This is a genomic window from Abyssibacter profundi (genome assembly GCF_003151135.1).
Taxonomy (GTDB): Bacteria; Pseudomonadota; Gammaproteobacteria; order Nevskiales; family OUC007; genus Abyssibacter; species Abyssibacter profundi.
In genome coordinates, this window is record NZ_QEQK01000006.1 from 71,642 (window position 1) to 88,183 (window position 16,542).

General features: G+C 64.3%; 17 protein-coding genes. 11 read left to right on the plus strand and 6 right to left on the minus strand.

All coding sequences use genetic code 11. The annotated features are described in order from the left end of the window. Positions 1–28 precede the first annotated feature (28 nt). The 7 genes from DEH80_RS08075 to DEH80_RS08105 are packed head-to-tail and all read left to right on the plus strand — an operon-like array spanning position 29 to position 8,821. Complete coding sequence (locus DEH80_RS08075; RefSeq protein ID WP_109719991.1) at positions 29–2,233, plus strand: coiled-coil domain-containing protein; 2,205 nt, start codon at positions 29–31, stop codon at positions 2,231–2,233. Further along, the gene (locus DEH80_RS08080; RefSeq protein ID WP_109719992.1) at positions 2,230–2,868 is read left to right on the plus strand and encodes a DUF2460 domain-containing protein; all 639 of its coding nucleotides are present in this window, start codon (positions 2,230–2,232) and stop codon (positions 2,866–2,868) included. Before DEH80_RS08075 ends, DEH80_RS08080 begins: the two co-directional genes overlap by 4 nt. Then, on the plus strand, positions 2,865–3,800 hold the full coding sequence (locus DEH80_RS08085; protein WP_133249168.1) for a phage/gene transfer agent baseplate hub protein: 936 nt from the start codon (positions 2,865–2,867) through the stop codon (positions 3,798–3,800). Before DEH80_RS08080 ends, DEH80_RS08085 begins: the two co-directional genes overlap by 4 nt. Continuing rightward, on the plus strand, positions 3,800–4,198 hold the full coding sequence (locus tag DEH80_RS08090) for a C40 family peptidase (RefSeq protein ID WP_109719994.1): 399 nt from the start codon (positions 3,800–3,802) through the stop codon (positions 4,196–4,198). The genes DEH80_RS08085 and DEH80_RS08090 overlap by 1 nt, the downstream gene beginning before the upstream one ends. Beyond that, positions 4,195–7,509 (plus strand): phage tail protein, encoded by a 3,315-nt coding sequence (locus DEH80_RS08095; RefSeq protein WP_109719995.1) that lies wholly within the window; start codon positions 4,195–4,197, stop codon positions 7,507–7,509. The genes DEH80_RS08090 and DEH80_RS08095 overlap by 4 nt, the downstream gene beginning before the upstream one ends. Continuing rightward, positions 7,506–8,162, plus strand: a complete 657-nt coding sequence (locus DEH80_RS08100) for a DUF2793 domain-containing protein (protein ID WP_109719996.1) — start codon at positions 7,506–7,508, stop codon at positions 8,160–8,162. The genes DEH80_RS08095 and DEH80_RS08100 overlap by 4 nt, the downstream gene beginning before the upstream one ends. Then, positions 8,159–8,821 carry an SPRY domain-containing protein gene (locus DEH80_RS08105; protein ID WP_109719997.1) on the plus strand — a complete coding sequence of 221 codons (663 nt, stop codon included), beginning with the start codon at positions 8,159–8,161 and terminating at the stop codon, positions 8,819–8,821. Before DEH80_RS08100 ends, DEH80_RS08105 begins: the two co-directional genes overlap by 4 nt. Here DEH80_RS08105 and DEH80_RS08110 read toward each other — a convergent pair. The 4 genes from DEH80_RS08110 to DEH80_RS08125 all read right to left on the minus strand — a co-directional run bounded on the left by DEH80_RS08110 (position 8,818) and on the right by DEH80_RS08125 (position 10,434). After that, positions 8,818–9,114 (minus strand): DUF2845 domain-containing protein, encoded by a 297-nt coding sequence (locus tag DEH80_RS08110; RefSeq protein WP_109719998.1) that lies wholly within the window; start codon positions 9,112–9,114, stop codon positions 8,818–8,820. The two genes, DEH80_RS08105 and DEH80_RS08110, sit on opposite strands and share 4 nt — an antisense overlap. Positions 9,115–9,209: 95 nt before the next feature. Beyond that, entirely contained in the window at positions 9,210–9,524 is a 315-nt protein-coding gene (locus DEH80_RS08115; protein ID WP_109719999.1) for a hypothetical protein, read from the minus strand. Between the two features lie 257 nt (positions 9,525–9,781). Beyond that, positions 9,782–10,204 carry a type II toxin-antitoxin system VapC family toxin gene (locus DEH80_RS08120; RefSeq protein ID WP_109720000.1) on the minus strand — a complete coding sequence of 141 codons (423 nt, stop codon included), beginning with the start codon at positions 10,202–10,204 and terminating at the stop codon, positions 9,782–9,784. After that, the gene (locus DEH80_RS08125) at positions 10,201–10,434 is read right to left on the minus strand and encodes a FitA-like ribbon-helix-helix domain-containing protein (RefSeq protein ID WP_109720110.1); all 234 of its coding nucleotides are present in this window, start codon (positions 10,432–10,434) and stop codon (positions 10,201–10,203) included. The genes DEH80_RS08120 and DEH80_RS08125 overlap by 4 nt, the downstream gene beginning before the upstream one ends. 65 nt (positions 10,435–10,499) lie before the next feature. Here DEH80_RS08125 and DEH80_RS08130 point away from each other — a divergent pair, with 65 nt between their 5' ends. Both DEH80_RS08130 and DEH80_RS08135 read left to right on the plus strand, forming a co-directional pair. Beyond that, positions 10,500–10,748, plus strand: a complete 249-nt coding sequence (locus DEH80_RS08130; RefSeq protein ID WP_133249169.1) for a hypothetical protein — start codon at positions 10,500–10,502, stop codon at positions 10,746–10,748. Between the two features lie 359 nt (positions 10,749–11,107). Further along, positions 11,108–12,022 carry a metal-dependent hydrolase gene (locus DEH80_RS08135; protein WP_165831363.1) on the plus strand — a complete coding sequence of 305 codons (915 nt, stop codon included), beginning with the start codon at positions 11,108–11,110 and terminating at the stop codon, positions 12,020–12,022. A 217-nt stretch (positions 12,023–12,239) separates the two neighbouring features. Here the strand turns inward: DEH80_RS08135 and DEH80_RS08140 are convergent, their stop codons facing one another. Both DEH80_RS08140 and DEH80_RS08145 read right to left on the minus strand, forming a co-directional pair. After that, positions 12,240–12,971, minus strand: coding sequence for a methyltransferase family protein (locus tag DEH80_RS08140; protein WP_109720003.1), 732 nt, complete (start codon positions 12,969–12,971; stop codon positions 12,240–12,242). A 145-nt stretch (positions 12,972–13,116) separates the two neighbouring features. Next, the gene (locus DEH80_RS08145; protein WP_109720004.1) at positions 13,117–13,968 is read right to left on the minus strand and encodes an enoyl-CoA hydratase-related protein; all 852 of its coding nucleotides are present in this window, start codon (positions 13,966–13,968) and stop codon (positions 13,117–13,119) included. A gap of 190 nt (positions 13,969–14,158) precedes the next feature. Between DEH80_RS08145 and DEH80_RS08150 the strand changes: the two genes are divergently transcribed. After that, complete coding sequence (locus DEH80_RS08150; protein WP_109720005.1) at positions 14,159–15,649, plus strand: TolC family protein; 1,491 nt, start codon at positions 14,159–14,161, stop codon at positions 15,647–15,649. Between the two features lie 101 nt (positions 15,650–15,750). Continuing rightward, entirely contained in the window at positions 15,751–16,539 is a 789-nt protein-coding gene (locus tag DEH80_RS08155) for an efflux RND transporter periplasmic adaptor subunit (protein ID WP_165831364.1), read from the plus strand. Positions 16,540–16,542: the final 3 nt, after the last annotated feature.

The window sequence follows — 16,542 nt, forward strand, 5'->3', positions numbered from 1 at the left end:
CGCGATTTCGAGCAATGGATGACGGGCGATGAACCGGGGCACTGATTACATCGTCCGGATCCTCGGCGATGCCAAAGGGCTGGAGGCGGCGCGCCGCAAGGTGACCGGCCAGTTCCAGCGCATGCGGGAGGATGGCGCCCGCACGTTCACCTCGCTGCGGCAGAACATTTTTAGCGTGCGCGGTGCGTTGTTCGGCCTGGCCGGCGCGTTCTCCTTCAGTGCCATTGCGGCGGGTGCCCGACAAGCCGCCAGCGACTTGCAGGAGGTCCGCCGCAGCGCAGATTCGCTGGGCACCAGCGTCGAGCGGATCCAGGAGCTGAACTTCATCTTCCAGCGCCTGCTCCTGGACACCGACGATGTCGGTGATGCGCTTAACACCCTGGCTGACCGGGGCCTGGACGCGCAGTCCGGCATGCAGAGTTTCATCGACGATTTCCGCCTGATCGGCATCGAGGTCGAGGACCTGCGCGACAAGGATCCGGCCCAACTGTTCGAGCTGTTTGTCGACCGCATTGGGCGCATGGAAGACCCGACCCGCCGTAATGCCGCCGTGGTCCGCATTCTGGGCGACGACCTGGGCCGCAAGCTGCTGCCGTTCTTGATCCAGGGCGCCGAAGGGTTCGAGGACCTGCGCCGGCAGGCGCATGAGGCGGGCGCGGTCCTCGGCGAGCAGGCGATCGACGACGCGACCGAAGCCGCCCAGGCGTTTCGGGGCCTGAGCGAGGTATTCACTGCCACGCTGAACCGTGCGGTGGCAGATAACGCGGAGGGGTTCCGCGACCTAGCCAATACCCTCAACAGTCCCGGAGTGCAGACTGGGCTGAAAGGGATGGTTGGCTTTCTGTCCACGATCGCGGGCTGGTTGGTCAAGATCACCAAGCTGGCTGGCAACCTGGGCACTAACCTAGGCGAGTCCATCGCCGCGGCGATCTCTGGCGATGTCACGCAGTCGGTCGAGCAGATCGACAAGCAGATCGCGAAGATCCGGGCGCGGCTCGGCAGCAATACGCGTTTCTACTACCGTGGAGCGCCCGCACCGATCTCTGACGGTCAGCGCCACGATCTCGAGGCACAACTGGCCGAGCTTCAGCGCCTGCGCCAGCAGCTGGTCGAGGCTGAGGAGCGCGCCCGTTCCGAAGGTAGTGGCGGCGGAGGGCCGGGAGCCAGCGGCAACGGCCGTCTCGTTGGCACGGCAGACTCCTCGAACGATAGTACCCAGGCCATTCAGGCAATCATCGACCGCCTGCGCGAGCAGGTCGCCACCACCGGCGAGGCCGCGCAGGCCACCGAGATCTATCGCCTGGAAAAGCTGGGCGCGAGTGACGCGACGCTGCGCCTGGCGCGGGATCTACTCACGCAGCGCGAATCGCAAAAGGCGGCCGCCGAAGCGGCCGAGGCCGAACGCCAGGCGCAGGCCGATGCCGAGGAGGCGTTGCGCATGCGCAACGAAGCCATCGCGGAACTGCGGGCAGAGAACATCTCGCTGATCGCTGCGATGGAGGAAGAGATCGCCCTCCAGCATCTCGGCAACCGGGAGCGCGCACAGGCCATTGCCGTGCGGCGGCTCAATGTAGAGGCCACTGCCGAGGAGATCGCGCAGATCCGCGAGTTGGCCGGCGAGCTGTATGACCTCCACGAACGTGCGGACGAAACCGCCGAGGGCATGAGCGAGTACTTTCGCGAGGCGGCGCGGGGCATTCAGCGCTCCCTGGCCGACTTCCTCTTCGACCCGTTCGAGGAGGGACTGGACGGCTTGGTGGCCAGTTTCGCCGAAACGATCCAGCGCATGCTGGCCGAGGCCGCGGCCGCGCAGCTGGCGCGTGCCTTGTTTGGCGACGGGTTCGCCGCCGGCGGTGATCTCGGTGGGTGGGTGGGGCAGGGTTTGTCCTACCTGGCGGGCGGGGCGGGCACCAGCGCCGGCACCGGCCACACGGGGGGCATCATCGGCGGGGCAGGGCCACGCAAACAGGCATCGCCGCTGGCCTGGGCGGGTGCGCCCCGCATGCATCGCGGCGGGTTGCTGGGCCTGGCACCGGATGAGGTGCCGTTCATAGGTCTAAAGGGTGAGCGCGTGCTCTCGCGTGAGGAAACCCGCCAGTACGAACGCGGCGGCACAGTGGTCGTCAACGCGCCGATTACCACCCCCGATCCCCAGGCGTTTCGGCGCTCCAGCCAACAGGTCGAGGCGGCGATCGGGGCCGCCGTGTCTCGTGCCGTGAGGCGCAACCGATGAGCTTTATCGATGCCCGTCTGGACATGGGCTACGACTACGGTGCAGAGGGCGGCCGGAGCTGGAACACCAGTGTCATCACCTTGGCGGGTGGGCGGTCGATTCGGAACCAGAACTGGCAGGACTGGATCGGCCGCTGGCAGCTCGGCAATCGCGTCATCGACAAAGCGCAGCTCGACTACCTGGCCAGCTTCCATGCGCGGGCTCGCGGCATGTTGCACACGTTTCGCTACAAGGATTGGAATGATTACGAGCTGATCCAGGGGCTGCAAACGGTGGCTGACGGCCAGATCCAGCTGGCCAAAACCTATGGCGCCGGCGCTCCGGCGTATGTTTGCCCGATTACGCTGCCGGTGGACGGCACGCTGGTGATTCAGCACAGCGCCGACGGTATCGCCTGGTCGCCATGGACGGAGGACGCCGACTACAGCGCGGACTACAGCACCGGGGTTGTGACATTGCTGGGCAGCCCGCCGCCGGCGCCTGCCTACGTGCGGGCGTCCTGCGAATTCGACATTCGCGTGCGCTTTGATGTTGACGTACTGGCGGCCCACTTTCTCGCCTACGAGCAGCGCGGCGACGATAACCAGCGCGCCTACCAGCTCGGCAGCGTGAGTGTGCAGGAGGTGCTGCTGTGAGATCGCTGAGCGCCGCCATGCAGGCGCACATCGCCAGCGATACCACATCGCTGGTGCCGTGCTGGTACGTGATCCGGGCGGATGGCGAGATCGTGCGCGGTACGGAGGCCACGCGGGATGTGGTGATCAGCAGCGGCGCGCTGCAGATCCCCGGCACTTACCAGGCCAGCCGCAACATCACGATGAGTGATATGCGCTCGGCCGATGATCTGAGTGTCGACAACACGGAGGTGGCGGGCAGTCTCGGCGTGGACCTGGCGGTCGCCGACATCGAAGCCGGCCTCTACGACAACGCAGAGATCGTGCTCTTTCTCGTGAACTGGCAGGCGCCGGACGACGGTCAGATCATCCTGCGGCGGGGCAACATCGGCAACATCCGCCGCACGTCCGAGGGCCAGTACTCGGCGGAGCTGCGCGGCCTCACGCAGCGGCTGACGCAGACCATCGTCCGCACCTACGGCACGAGCTGCGATGCAGACCTCGGTGACACCCGCTGCGGCGTCGATCTGGAGGCGTTGACCATCACCGGCACCGTCACAGCCGTGACCTCGCGCCGGCGGTTCGATGCCACGCTCGACGCCGGCAGCCCAGCGCCCGCCGCCGGCTACTACAACGGCGGCCTGCTGACTTTCACCAGCGGTGACAACGCCGGCTACGGCAAGGAGTTGCGCCGGGATGCAGCCGAGGGCGCGCCTGGCGAGCTGGAGACCTACGAGCCGCTGCCGGCCACCATCGAGGTCGGCGACACCTTCACGTTGCGGCCGGGCTGCGACAAGTCGGCCGCGACCTGCAGGGCCAAGTTTGCCAACCTGGTGAATTTTCGCGGCTACGGCCTGTTTGTGCCGGGCGCCGGAGACATGATCCGGGGCGGATCTCGGGATGCGACCGGTGGCGACTTTGCCCAGCCGGCGGGCGAGCAGGCGCAGGACTGATGCACCCGCGCGCGGCAGACATCGTGCAGACGGCCCGCCAGTGGGTCGACGTCCCGTATCTGCACCAGGGCCGCACCCGCCATGGCATCGATTGCATCGGCCTGCCGCTGGTCGTCTGCTGGGCATTGGGCCTCTACCAGGGCGACTCTCGCCAGTATCCACGCCGGGCGATCGATGATCGGCTGCGCGACCAGGTTGCTGCGATCTGCACCGAGCTGGCTGAGCCCACGCCGGGCTGCGTGTTGTTGTTCCGCTGGCAATCGCATGTCCAGCACTGCGCCATCTACACGGGCGACACGATGATCCATTCCCACCGGTCGAATCGCCGCGTTGTTGAGCACGGCTACGCCGGCGCCTGGCTGCGGGTGACGGATTCGGCGTGGAGGTTGCCGGCATGAGTGGCAACGACGCACGTGCCGTAGGACGTCTGGCCTTTACGGCGATCGGTTCGTACTACGGCGGCCAGATTGGAGGGCTGATCGGCGGGTACGTTGGCGGATTGGTGTTTCCTCATCAGCTGCCTGACGCATTCGGTCCGCGTCTTGATGATCTCAACGTTCAGACCTCAGCTGTCGGTGTGGCTCTGCCGATTGTGTATGGCACGTACGCGATCGCCGGGAATGTGATCTGGGCGGACGAGATCCAGGAGGTGTCGCAGACCGAGGAGGTCGGCAAGGGCGGTGGCACCGAGCAGGATGTCACCACCTACACCTATTTCGGCTCGTTTGCTGTCGGCCTATGCGAGGGCGAGATCGCCGGCGTGACGCGGATCTGGGCCAACGAGGAGCTGGTCTACGACGTGCGGCCGCAGCAGGCCGGCGAGACGACCGCCGCCTACAACCAGCGCATGGCTGGCAGCACCTCGTTCGGCGCGCACATGACGGTGTACGCCGGCACCGAGACGCAAACCGCTGACCCAACGATTGAGGCCGTGGAAGGAGCCGGCGAGGTGCCGGCCTACCGAGGCCTGGCGTACCTGGTGTTCGACTCCCTGCCGCTGGCCGACTTCTATAACCGGGTACCCAATCTGCGGGTCGAAGTCTCGCGCGATGCGGACGAGGACCAGGCCTACGAGTACTCCACCGATTACATCGCAGAGTTCGACTTCACCCGCCCGAACCCGGCGATCGACGCGAACGGCGCGTATGTGTACCGGGCGCAGGCGCAGAACATCCCCGGCGCGTCGAATGGGCCGGACCGAGACTCGTTTGGCCTGGCGCTGGAGGATCTCCGCACGATGGTGCGGGCCGCCTACGGCGACGACTCCCTGATGACCTCGAACGTGATTCACGGCTACGGAGAGACACCGAACGAGGCCTACCCCGCCGCCCCCGCAGGGTCATTCGTGACGGATTACGGGGAGCAGGTGGCGGTCGAGCTCAATCTGAACAAGCACCAAGCCAGCGGGGCACCGCTCTACAGCCCAGGGGACAACGACGACCTGTTCGCCGCGTTGGCGCTCGGTGAGCCGACCTACGTGGCCGGGCTGAATGAGCCGTCTGGGCTGGCGGGCATCTACATCAAGGTCCTCGAGGACAGTGTGTTCCAGACCGACCCGCCGGCAGGCTGGGAGGGGTGGGCGCATCAAAGCCGGATCGGCGAGCCCGATCTGTACATCTATCGATCCATCGACAGCTTCATCCGCGTTGAGCGTGTGATCTCGGAGCCGCCGAACCCCTGCTTCAATCAGCCGCTGCTGGAGGGCGAGCAGTACTGTGTCATCGACGGCGACCTGCACTCCAACGCGCCATGGATCGAGGATACATCGCGCAACTACAAGTCGATCTCCATCTACGAGGATGACGGCGTAGGCAGTGATCTAGCCGCGATCACGCGATTCCCGTTCAACCCGGCGCTGCCGGAGGATCACCCGCTGTACGACGATGAGGCGTACTGGACCGCCGAGTACCAGGCCCTGGTCGATGCGGATCTGATCGCCGACGGGCGAACCTACAGCGCAACCGGCCTGGGCGGACCCAACACCTACCCCCGCCGCAAATCCTACGGCTACTACAGAGCGCCATACGGGCCAACGCTCGAAGCAAACCCCGTCACGTTGTCGTCGATCGTGTCGGACCTCTGCGGCCGTGCCGCGTTGACCGATATCGACGTGTCGGACCTCGCCTCGACGTACGTCACCGGCTACGCGATTGGCGCAGTCATGGCGGCTCGCGATGCCCTGCAGCCGCTGCGGCAGTTTGCCCAGTTCGACGGCGCGGAGATCGACGGCCAGCTGGTGTTTGCCAAGCGGGGCGGGGCGGCGGTGGCCACACTGACGGGCGATGATTTGGGCGCGCACGCGGCGGGTGGCCAGCGGCCAGCGGCGATCACCGTGGAGCGCACACAGGATGTTGAGCTGCCGCGCAAGCTGCGTGTCAAGTACGCGAGCACGAACCGCGACTACGAGCCTGGCGAGCAGTACGCCTCGCGCCTGACGACCGACGCGGTCCAGGCCGTGGACGTGCAGCTGCCGATCGCCATGTCGGACACACAGGCCGCGCAGATCGCGGAGATCCTGCTGTTCGAGGCCTGGACCGCGCGCAACCGCTACCAGACCGCCATCTCGACTGAGTACCTGGCGCTGACACCAGGCGACGCGATCACGCTGCCGGTGGAGGGCACGCAGGAGCGCGCCCGTGTGCTGGCCATCGACTACGCGTTTCCCGGCGTGCTGGCGATCGAGGCGGTGCGTGACGATGACGGCGCATACGTGAGCTATGCAGTCGGCAACTCGGGCAACTTCCGGGGCTCGACGATTGCTGTGTCCGGCCCCACGGAAGTCATCCTGATGGACCTGCCGGCGCTGCGTGACAGCGACAACACCGCCGGCTACTACGCCGCGATGCGGGGCACGCTCACGGGCTGGCGGGGCGCCACACTCATGCGCTCTGACGACGGTGGGGCCTCGTTCGCGGCCGTGGCGTCCTCATCGTCTGCCGCAACGATGGGGGCGGCGACCACCGCCCTGGCCGATGCCCAGACGACGACCTGGGACCGAGGCAACACGCTGACGGTCGCGCTGGATGCCGGATCGCTCGAGGGCATCACCGAGGCGGCAGTGCTGGCCGGGGGCAACGCAGCAGCGCTGGAGGTAACGGCCAGCGATGGCGAGACGCTGGGGTGGGAGATCATCCAGTTTGCCGAGGCCGCACAGAACAGCGATGGGACCTGGACGCTGTCCGATTTGCTGCGGGGGCGGCGGGGCACGGAATGGGCCACGGCCCAGCACAAGGTTGGTGACCGGTTTGTGTTGCTGACCGGCATCGTCCGCGTGCCGATGGATTCGTCCGGCATCGGGATCGAGCGACCGCACCGGGCAGTGACGTTTGGAACATCGGTCGGTGGTGCGGCGGTCACCGCGTTCACCGGCCTCGGGACCGCGCTGGAGCCGTACTCGGTCGCGCATGTGGCGGGCAACTGGTCAGACGGTGACCTGGTCATCACGTGGATCCGCCGCGGCCGGATCGGGCAAGAGCTGCGGTCCGGCGCGGACATCCCCCTGTCGGAAGAGAGCGAGGCCTACGAAGTCGATGTCATGGACGGGGAGACCGTCCTGCGCACGCTCTCCGCGAGCATCCAGACCGCCACATACACGGCTGCGCAGATCGCGGCCGACTTCGGATCGCCGACGCCGGAGAGCGTCACTGTCCGTATCTATCAACTGTCCGCGACGGTGGGTCGCGGATTCGTCTCAGAGGCGACGCTATGACCACAGCACGGCTCCAGCTCGACGAGCTCATCGCACACCAGTCCCAGCCCCACGTCACGCTCAACGGATCACTGCGCCGGCTCGATGCCGCAGTGCAGCTCACGGTGGCGGACCGGGATCTGACATTGCCCCCGGGGTCACCGAGCGATGGCGACACCTACATCGTCGGCGCCTCGGCGACCGGCGACTGGGAGGACGAAGACGGCAACATCGCGTACTACAGCAACACCGCGTGGATCTTCCTCACGCCGGCCGAGGGCTGGCAGGCGTGGATCGAAGACGAAGACGTGGTTGTCACTTACCAGAATGACGCCTGGGCGGGTGTCGGGCAGGCGGAATCCATCCAGGCGCTGGGCGCGATCAGCGGCGCGCAGACCATTGACCTGCGCGCTGCGACATACGCCAGTTTCACGGTGGACGGGGCCATCACGCTCACGATCGACGGGCTGCCGCCGGCGGGCACGGCCAAGGCCTTCACGCTGGAGATTACCGGCTCGAGCTCATCGCCGATCGATGAGATCACCTGGCCCGAGGCGATCGAATGGCCCAGCGGTGTCGCGCTGCAGCCGACGCAGGCCGGGACGGATGTGTTCGTGTTTGTCGCCAATGGCAGCCGGATCATGGGCGGCCGCGCGCTCGAGAACGTGTCGTGAGCATCGCTCTGACACTGCTGCCGCTGGTGGGCGCCGGCGAGGCGCCCGAGCCGCCGCCGGATCCGCCGGCCGAGGTCACATGGGACGCGGCGGTCTCGAGCGCATCGCTGACGATCTATGACGGCGGCTACTCGGTGCAAGCCACCGGAGGGTCGTGGTACTCCGCGACGACCGAGACAGACCCGTCGACGGACAAGTTCTACTGTGAGTGTGTCGTCAACGATTCGGCGCACTCGGGTGGCTCGGACAGCGCGCTCACGATCGGCTACGCGCCGCCCTCAACCGATCTCACCAGCGGCTCGACATTCCTCGGCAATGCGACAGACACCGGCGCCTACATCGCCGGCGACACCGTACGCGAGCAGGGCGAATCTGATACCAGTTTTGGGGTGACCTTCAGCAGTGGCGACATCGTGGGCATGGCGATCGACCGCACCACCGGCGAGGGCTGGATCGCGGTCAACGGCACATGGGTCAACAGTGGCGACCCGGCTGCCGGTACCGGGCCGGTTTTTGTAGTCGTGCCTGCATCTGCCCGGGTCGCGATCTCGGCCCGTGTTCGCAACAGCAACACGGGCGATGTCACGCTGCGCACGAAAAACAGTGAGTTCAGCTACTCGGTGCCGAGCGGATTTAAGGGGTATGCCGAGCCGGTTTAGTCCAGGACTTCGCGCGTAGACGCCACAGCATTGCCGCGAAAAACGATTGTCGTGGTCTTCGCGTTGTAGCCGGTCTTGTAGTAATGCCACTCTTCGGCGACTTGAGCCCCATAGCGGTTCGTTAGCCTCACAATGTTGTCAGGCTTGCCGCAGTGCTTGATGACGAAACCACGGGAGTCGCCCTGTTTCGCCAGCATCTGACCGCAGCGGACCTGGGCTTCTGCCACGCTGGGGAGGCTCAAGCAAGCAACGAGCGTGGCCGCGGCGAAAGTGAGCGTGGGTAGCAGTCGCATCAGTGGTTCTCCAAGTGGTAGGGCGCGCCCGTCGGGACTGTTTCTAGCGAATCAGAGAAAGATACGAGATTCTGCCGGATATCCGGACACCGCATTCAGTAGCGGATGAAAAGGCCCCATTCCGGATCGCCTTTCTTTGGCTGCCAGGCCTGCATGCCGAGCTCAGCCCGGCAGCGTGCGCACGACACCCGCCAGCAATCCGACTGCGTGATCATCCGATCGGTCAGCCCGCATGCTGTCGTCTGTGAGCCGTGCGGAATGGCATGGATTGGCTCGTGCTTGCGGATCCAGCTGAACATCTCTCCGGGCGCCGCTGGCGCTCGGATGCCGAGGCTGAAAGAACTGTTCATTCCATCAGTATCAAGGCTGCCTGCCTGCTCGGCAAATGCATGATGAATGTTCGGCAGCATACAGCTGTTGCGGGGGCATTTGCGGGGGCATTCGTGGGTACGACAGGGGGCGACTGTTGCTAAGTTGCTGTTTTATATCGCCGAGAAAACCCCTCAAATCCCCTGAACACCCCGTTTAGAGGGTTCAAATCCCTCCGCCCCGACCATTTTCTACAAGCTAAGCGCGTGTTCGGCGCAGCCAGTTGGCTGGACACCCTGCCCACAGGTACCGAATTGTCCTCAGCGGCGGCTGTACGTGGGTACCGTGCCTTTAGCCGTCACTCGATGAATGGGTTCATGAGGAGGCCCGAGGCCGGCCAGCCCTCAAGATCATTGACGTTTCGTGTGACCAGCACCATGCCACGCGCCTGGGCAGTCGCGGCCAGCAGACCGTCGATGACGGGAAACGGGCGAATGCTTTGAGCGCGTCCCCACAGCTGTGCTGTCTCGGAATCGATGGGCAGCATCCGATCTGAATAGCCGTCGATGATGCGTTCCAGCCAGAATTCAAGAGCGACAGCCTGTGATGGGTCGCTCATCCGCTTGGCTTCGATTCCCTTGCGAATTTCTCCAACCACCAGAACGCTCAGAAACAGCGTATCCGGGTCGGCTTGCGTGAACCATTGCTCAACGCCCTGATTGCGGCGATCTGCTGGCTTGCGCAGTTCACTGATGATGTTGGTGTCGATCAGGAAATTCACAGGGCGACATCACGTCCCGTATCCCGCGAACGCTCGAAGATGTCGTCGTCTCCCGCAGGGATACTTGCCAAGAGCGACTTGAAGTCTGGCTGAGGCTTACCCTGACGTAGCAACACCGAGCGCAGTAGCTCCCGATGCTCCTCCTCGGCGGAACGTCCATGCTCGGCGGCGCTAATCTTGAGTGCTCTTACAACCTCGTCTTCGAGGTTTCTGACAATGAGTTGGGCCATGGGCATCACCGACGCTATCAATGATAGCGTCCAGGCTAAACCCCTCCTGTGCGTCGGTCAAGCGAATGATTGCGTTGCGCCCACGGCTATCGTTGCTTGCCATGACGACCGCGGTGAGCGGAATTGCCTCGTTTTTTGATGGTTTCCATACGCAGATCGGCGCGTTCTTCGCGTTCTTCGTGTGCGCTGGGGTCGCAGCGGTTGATGAAATTGCCTGCAGCTTGGTCGGGGCGGGCGTGGCTGCCGCGAGCTCTTTCGACGCCGGGCTGATCCTTGGCGCAGCGTCGGACGCTCCGCTGGCCTTCATCGGCTGAATCGTCGGGCTGGACAATGAGCCTCTGGACATCCCGGGCGAGGGCGAGCCGTCGGTTACCCGCAGCGCCGGCTGCACCGTCGAAGGCCCCTTCGAATCTACGGTTCTCCTGATCGAGCACCCGCCGTACCAGACGTATGCCGATGCCACCCCTGTTGGGTCCCTAAAAAGTTGACGGTATTAAATTAACGTCGTTAATCTTAAGTCATCGCCGCCGTGAGGAGCGCCGGGACGATCAACGCCCTTCAGAGGCGTCAGGGTGCTCAGGTGGCACCCCGGTCTGCGTCGAGGTTTTGGATGCGACCGTCGAAGCCAGCCAGGCGCCCGGCCAACGATGACGGGCATAAGAGGAGACGACAGATGAACGAAATCGAGACAGCCCCGGATCTGCTTGCGTCCGATCCGGTCCCGCAACCCAGGAAGATTCCTTTTGAATTCCCGGAGGACTTGGATCCCCAATGGATTCCAGGCGAACCCGAGCTGGTGGCGATGCTCAATGGTGCGTCCTTGACCATGCCGTACCTGGAGCCATTTCTGATCCGCACCATGCGCGCGGCGGTGGAACGGCTGGATGACGGCGATATCAAGGAGCAGGGGCGGGCGTTTAACACCCAGGAACAGCATCATTTTCAGGCGCATCGGCGGTTCAACGCGCTGCTCAAACGTAAGCGCTACCCGGAACTGGCGGCCGTCGAGGAGCAGATGAAGGCCTCCTACGCGAAGCTCTCCCGGCGGTCTCTACGCACGCGGATGGCTTACACCGCGGGCTTCGAGTCCATGACGCTGGGGGTGACCAAGTGGTTGATCGAGGAGCGCATCAAGCTGTTCGCTGGAGCTGACCCTCGTGCCGTGTCATTCGTGTTGTGGCACATGGTGGAAGAAACCGAGCACAAGCGAGTGGCTTACGACGTTTACTGCGCATTGTTTAAGCCGACGTTCATCAATGGATTGGCACGAATGCTGGGCGTATTTCACGGTTCGTTCGATGTGATGCGATTCGCCATGCGTGGCTACAAGGTCATTCTCAAGAAAGAAGGGCGATGGGGACGCGTCCGGTCGCGGCTGCGACTGGCCCAATGGATGTGGGCCTTTGTCAGCTATGTCTTCCCCTTCTTGTTTCGTGCGGCGCTGCCTGGCCACAATCCGCGCCGCGAGCGCGATCCCCAATGGGTGACGGACTGGCTGGGTGGCTATGCCCGCGCCGAGCCCGGTGTGGTCCCGCTAGTAGACACCCTGCACCCCGAGATGCCCGTACCGTTTCCGGTGCGTTCGTAGATTCGAGGTGTCGCGCGGCCATTGCTCGCGCGATCAGCCGGGCTTCGGCAGGGAAGGCGCACGAATCATTGCGTGGGTTTGGGGCGCGAAGCAGATTGGCCGCGCGGCCTCCAAGCCTGTGTCCGTTCGCCCGGAGGTCGTGGCGTGTGGACAGGGCATGGCTGCATCGATGCTAAGTCAGTTCCGGAGCGCGTCCCCCGGCCGCTTACGCCGGGTTTTATCGGAGGATGCGGGGGAAGAACCGCGGCGTGCTTGCGGCGTACTGTCGGTAACTGTCACCAAACTCACGGATCAGCCCGCGTTCTTCGTGCAGGGTGCCCAGCCAGATGTAGAGCGAAAACCCGCCCGCAAGCAAAGCCTGATTGGTGCTCATGTCGGGCATCACCCACAGCGCGATCAAAAACCCGGTCATCATCGGGTGGCGCACCCAGCGGTACAGCCATGGCACGGCAAACTGGGACGCTGAGGTTTCCTGCGAGCCGCGCGGGTACTCCCAGGCTTGGCGCAGGCCGAACAAGCCGAAATGGTCAAACTGGAAGGTGCTAAGCAGTGCCAACCCCCAGCCAAAGCCACAACCCGCCCACAAGAGCCCGCGCAGCCAGGGGTGATCGATCGACCAGAGCGTGCCGGGCAGCGGGGACCACAGCAGGCAAAGCAGCAACAGCACCAGACTGGACGCGAGCACGAAGGTGGAGCGCTCGCAGGCCCTTGGGAGCCAGCGTTCGAACACGCGTTTGAAACCTGGTCGGACCATGACCGTGTGCTGTACCGCAAATAAAGCAATAAGCAAACCATTGATACCCAGGGCGATTGGCCAGGGCCTCACCAGGCCGTCATCGACCGACTTGGGCACCGCGAGCGTTGTTGCAAAACCCATGAGGTAGGCGACAGCAGACAGAAAAATCGCGTAGCAGACCAGTCCGTAAATGGCGACGGCAGCTCGGGACATCAGGCGCTTCCTCTGCGTGCAGGTGCAGGCGCCATCATCGCTGATTGCGAGTCGGCGCGCGTGGCGCCGGCCTTCCTCCACGCCGGGTCCGGTGGCGGGAGCCGATGGCGTGCCCGCCGGTATTGCATGGGGCCCGGTCTGACGGTCACGATCCCAGCCGGTCTCGCTTCCCCGGCAGGTCGGAGAATTCGGCAGGACGCTTTTGCGTGCGTGCGGCGATGGCTTCCTGAATGTCTCGCCAGCTCAAAGAGCCGGCATTCCACAGCGCAATCTGCTGCAGTCCGTCTTCGGTGGAGTGGTCGCGACCCCAGGTGATGGCTTTCTTGCTGCCATGCACGGCTAGGGGGGCCTTGCGGGCAATCTCCGCGGCAACTTCCAGCGTATGGGCGACCACGGCCTCGTGGTCGGGCAGGACCGCATTTACAAAGCCCAGCCGCTCGCCGCGCTCGGCCGTGAGTCGCGCGCCGGTATAAGCCAGTTCGCGGACCACGGCTTCCGGGAGCAGTTTGAGGATGCGGGGGAAGGTGCCCACATCTGCCGTCATGCCAACATTGATTTCTTCGATGGTGAAGAAGGCGCCCGCGGAGCAGTAGCGCAGGTCGCAGGCGGTGAGCAGGTCGACCGCACCACCAATCGCACCGCCCTGAATCGCGGCCAGCACCGGCAGGCGGCAGCGCTCCAGCGAGCTTAGGCTTGACTGCATCAGTCGAATTTTTTCATACAGCGCGAAGGCCCCACCTTGTTCGCTATCGGCCTGGATCTGCTGGAATACGGCCAGGTCGATGCCGGCACAGAAATGCGGGCCGGTGGATGACAGGACGATCGCCCGCAGGCTGCCGTCCACTTCGATTTGCTCGACGAGTCGCGGCAGCTCATCCCAAAACGACAGCGTCATGGCATTGCGTCGTTCGGGGCGGCAAAGCTGGATATGCGCGACCCGGTTGTCCACGGATAGGGTGAAGCAGGTATCAGAAGCGGCGTGATCGTTTGCGGTCATCAGGTGTTTGGCATCAACAACAAGTGTGTCCGCAGTGTAAGCCCCGCGCGCAGGCCGTCACCTGTCGATCGATAGGGTGGAGGGCGATTCTGAGGGGCCTGCGTCAATATCTCGTCGCACTTGACCTCGCTTTCACATCCTTTGGAGTAGCGTCCTTGGCGTCACCTACAAATGCAAAGGATCGTCAGCGATGCCCTGGGGAAAGGCTTGCTTGATCTGCGGAGTGCTCTCGTTTTCGTTACCTGTCGACTATGTGTCGGCCGCGGAGGATACGGGGGCAGGCGGTGACATCGCATCATCGGCTCAGCACGCCGACCCCGACGGCCCCGCGATTGTCGAGCGCCAATTGCAGGACGCCGACGAGCAGCTGATCCGCTCCGAGCCGTATCTGCATCTGCTGGGAACCTACCAGGCCTGGTCACCGATCACGTCTGGCGTATCGATTCAGCGTGCCATCGCGCTGGCCCTCAAGCGTGACGTCTCGCTGGCTGCCGCACGGGAGCAGGTGGTCGAGGCGGACTACGCGAAGAAAAATGCGGTGTGGAGTTATCTGCCCCGCATCACCGCATCCACCGAGTTTGCCCAGGTAGACCAGTCGGTGATCAACACCGACAACCAGGTGTTTCAGGAGGGCGACGCAACGTTCAAGACGCTGGTGGCGCAGCTGGAGCTGGTGCAACCCATCTTCGATCTGGCCCGTATTCGCGGACTGCATATTGCGGAGGGCGAGCGCGCGGCGTCTCGTGCTGCACTGGTGGCCGAGTCACACGAGGTGGTCTACACACTGGTGACGGCTTATCTACGCGCCTTGGAGAAGAAAGCGCAGCTCGATGGCGTCGAGCAGCGACTGAAGCTGCTGGGTGAGCAGGAGCAGAACGAACAGAAGCTGGAGAACACGGGTTTCGCAACCGGGGACGCCAGCGACCTCATCGCCCTCGAAATCGGTGCGGCCCAGTCCGAACAGATCAGCCTGTCCTCCCAGTACTCGATGGCGCTGGTTGAGTTGAGCCGAATGGCCGGCCACCCCATTGACCAGCTGGTTCCGGTGCAGGTCAGCGAGGAGGTGCACCGCCTAGTCGACAGCGGCTCTGTCGAATCGTTGATCCGGCAAGCACTGACCGACAACCCTCGGGTGAACCTGCAACGCCTGGAGACACTGGGCGCGTTGCGAAGCTTTAAACAGCAACGTGCCAGCGAACTGGTGCCCACGCTGGACGGTTTTTTCCGCGGTGAGTATGAGGATCGTGAGGCCAGTCGTTTCGGAGGGGGTTCGGAGACGTTTGACAACACGATCGGACTGCGGCTTGCGATTCCACTGCTCAATGCGAGTGGCCGCGGTTACACGAGTCGGGAAGCCAGAAGCCAGTATCACCAGGCCGTGCTGCGCGAGGCCAACTTGCTCCGCGAGATCGAGGTCGAGGTGGCCACGCTGATGCCCAGGCTGGCGGCTGAGCATGCCGTGCTGGCCCAGGCCGACGCCGTGATCGAAGCCAGCGAGGCCTTGGTCGAGCGTGCCGAAAAAGCAGCTGGAACAGGCTTCGGAACCGAGATGCTGGTGCTGCGGCATTCGCTGCAGCTGGAGCTGGCCAAGGCCCGTGCAGAACAGGCTCGCTATGCGTTTCTCACTACCTGGGTCCGGCTGGCCTACCTCATCGGAGAACCCATCGAGGTGATGTTCTAGCCATGACGAGCGTAAGGCGGTGGGCAGGAATGGGTGGGCTGTTGCTCGCCTGGGGAGCCGTGACGGGCTTAGCGCAGGCGGCGGAGCGGGCGGGTCAAGGCATGGATTGCGCAATCCATCCGTCCAAGACCATCAAGCTGGCGTCGCCCATCGAGGGCGTGCTCGCTGAGGTGCTGGTCAAGCCCGGTCAGTACGTCGAACAGGGCGAGCTGATTGCGAGAATCGATGCCGATATCGCATCGGCCGATCTGGATTCGGCTCGCGTCAAGGCGCGTGCACGCGGGGCACTGGAGGCGGCGGTGGCTCGGGTGGAGGCAGCGGACACCAAGTTCCAGCGTGCCACCAATGCGTTTCGGCAGGGCGTGATTTCGCCTGTCGAATATGAGCAGGCCGAGGCTGAGCTGCGGATTGCCCGTCAGGAGCTCAAGCGTGAGCGGGAATCCCTCCAACTCGCCGAGTCTGAAGCCAGTCGGATGTCGCTGGTCGTCCAGAAAAGTGAAATTCGTGCACCGGCCGCAGGCATGATCAGCGAGGCGCTACTCCACGCGGGTGAGGCGGTCGAGGGTGCGCCTGTGGCTGAACTCATCGTGGTCGAACCCATGCGCGTCGAGGTTTATGCGCCGGTTGCGATGGTCGAACAGCTGCGTCGCCAGCCGCACCAGTATGTGGTGCTCGCCGGTTCGCGCCATCCCGCCGTTGTTGAGCCCCGCTTTGACTACATCTCTCCTGTCGCCGACACGTCCTCGGACACCATGCGGGTGTATTACGAACTCAGCGGACCGGATGTTTTCCCCGGTATGCGATGCCGCATGATCGCGCGTGACGCCATTGCGGAGCCCGTGGCGCATGCGGTCTCGGATGAGACCTTGGCCGGCAGTTTTTCCCGATGAGCC

What these genes read in the sequence shown, in the direction of transcription:
- DEH80_RS08075 (WP_109719991.1), top strand. Translation starts at nt 29, where the DNA reads ATGAACCGGGGCACTGATTACATCGTCCGGATCCTCGGCGATGCCAAA.
- DEH80_RS08080 (WP_109719992.1), top strand. Translation starts at nt 2,230, where the DNA reads ATGAGCTTTATCGATGCCCGTCTGGACATGGGCTACGACTACGGTGCA.
- DEH80_RS08090 (WP_109719994.1), top strand. Translation starts at nt 3,800, where the DNA reads ATGCACCCGCGCGCGGCAGACATCGTGCAGACGGCCCGCCAGTGGGTC.
- DEH80_RS08095 (WP_109719995.1), top strand. Translation starts at nt 4,195, where the DNA reads ATGAGTGGCAACGACGCACGTGCCGTAGGACGTCTGGCCTTTACGGCG.
- DEH80_RS08100 (WP_109719996.1), top strand. Translation starts at nt 7,506, where the DNA reads ATGACCACAGCACGGCTCCAGCTCGACGAGCTCATCGCACACCAGTCC.
- DEH80_RS08110 (WP_109719998.1), bottom strand. Translation starts at nt 9,114, where the DNA reads ATGCGACTGCTACCCACGCTCACTTTCGCCGCGGCCACGCTCGTTGCT.
- DEH80_RS08115 (WP_109719999.1), bottom strand. Translation starts at nt 9,524, where the DNA reads ATGCTGCCGAACATTCATCATGCATTTGCCGAGCAGGCAGGCAGCCTT.
- DEH80_RS08125 (WP_109720110.1), bottom strand. Translation starts at nt 10,434, where the DNA reads ATGGCCCAACTCATTGTCAGAAACCTCGAAGACGAGGTTGTAAGAGCA.
- DEH80_RS08130 (WP_133249169.1), top strand. Translation starts at nt 10,500, where the DNA reads ATGATTGCGTTGCGCCCACGGCTATCGTTGCTTGCCATGACGACCGCG.
- DEH80_RS08135 (WP_165831363.1), top strand. Translation starts at nt 11,108, where the DNA reads ATGAACGAAATCGAGACAGCCCCGGATCTGCTTGCGTCCGATCCGGTC.
- DEH80_RS08140 (WP_109720003.1), bottom strand. Translation starts at nt 12,971, where the DNA reads ATGTCCCGAGCTGCCGTCGCCATTTACGGACTGGTCTGCTACGCGATT.
- DEH80_RS08145 (WP_109720004.1), bottom strand. Translation starts at nt 13,968, where the DNA reads ATGACCGCAAACGATCACGCCGCTTCTGATACCTGCTTCACCCTATCC.
- DEH80_RS08150 (WP_109720005.1), top strand. Translation starts at nt 14,159, where the DNA reads ATGCCCTGGGGAAAGGCTTGCTTGATCTGCGGAGTGCTCTCGTTTTCG.
- DEH80_RS08155 (WP_165831364.1), top strand. Translation starts at nt 15,751, where the DNA reads ATGGATTGCGCAATCCATCCGTCCAAGACCATCAAGCTGGCGTCGCCC.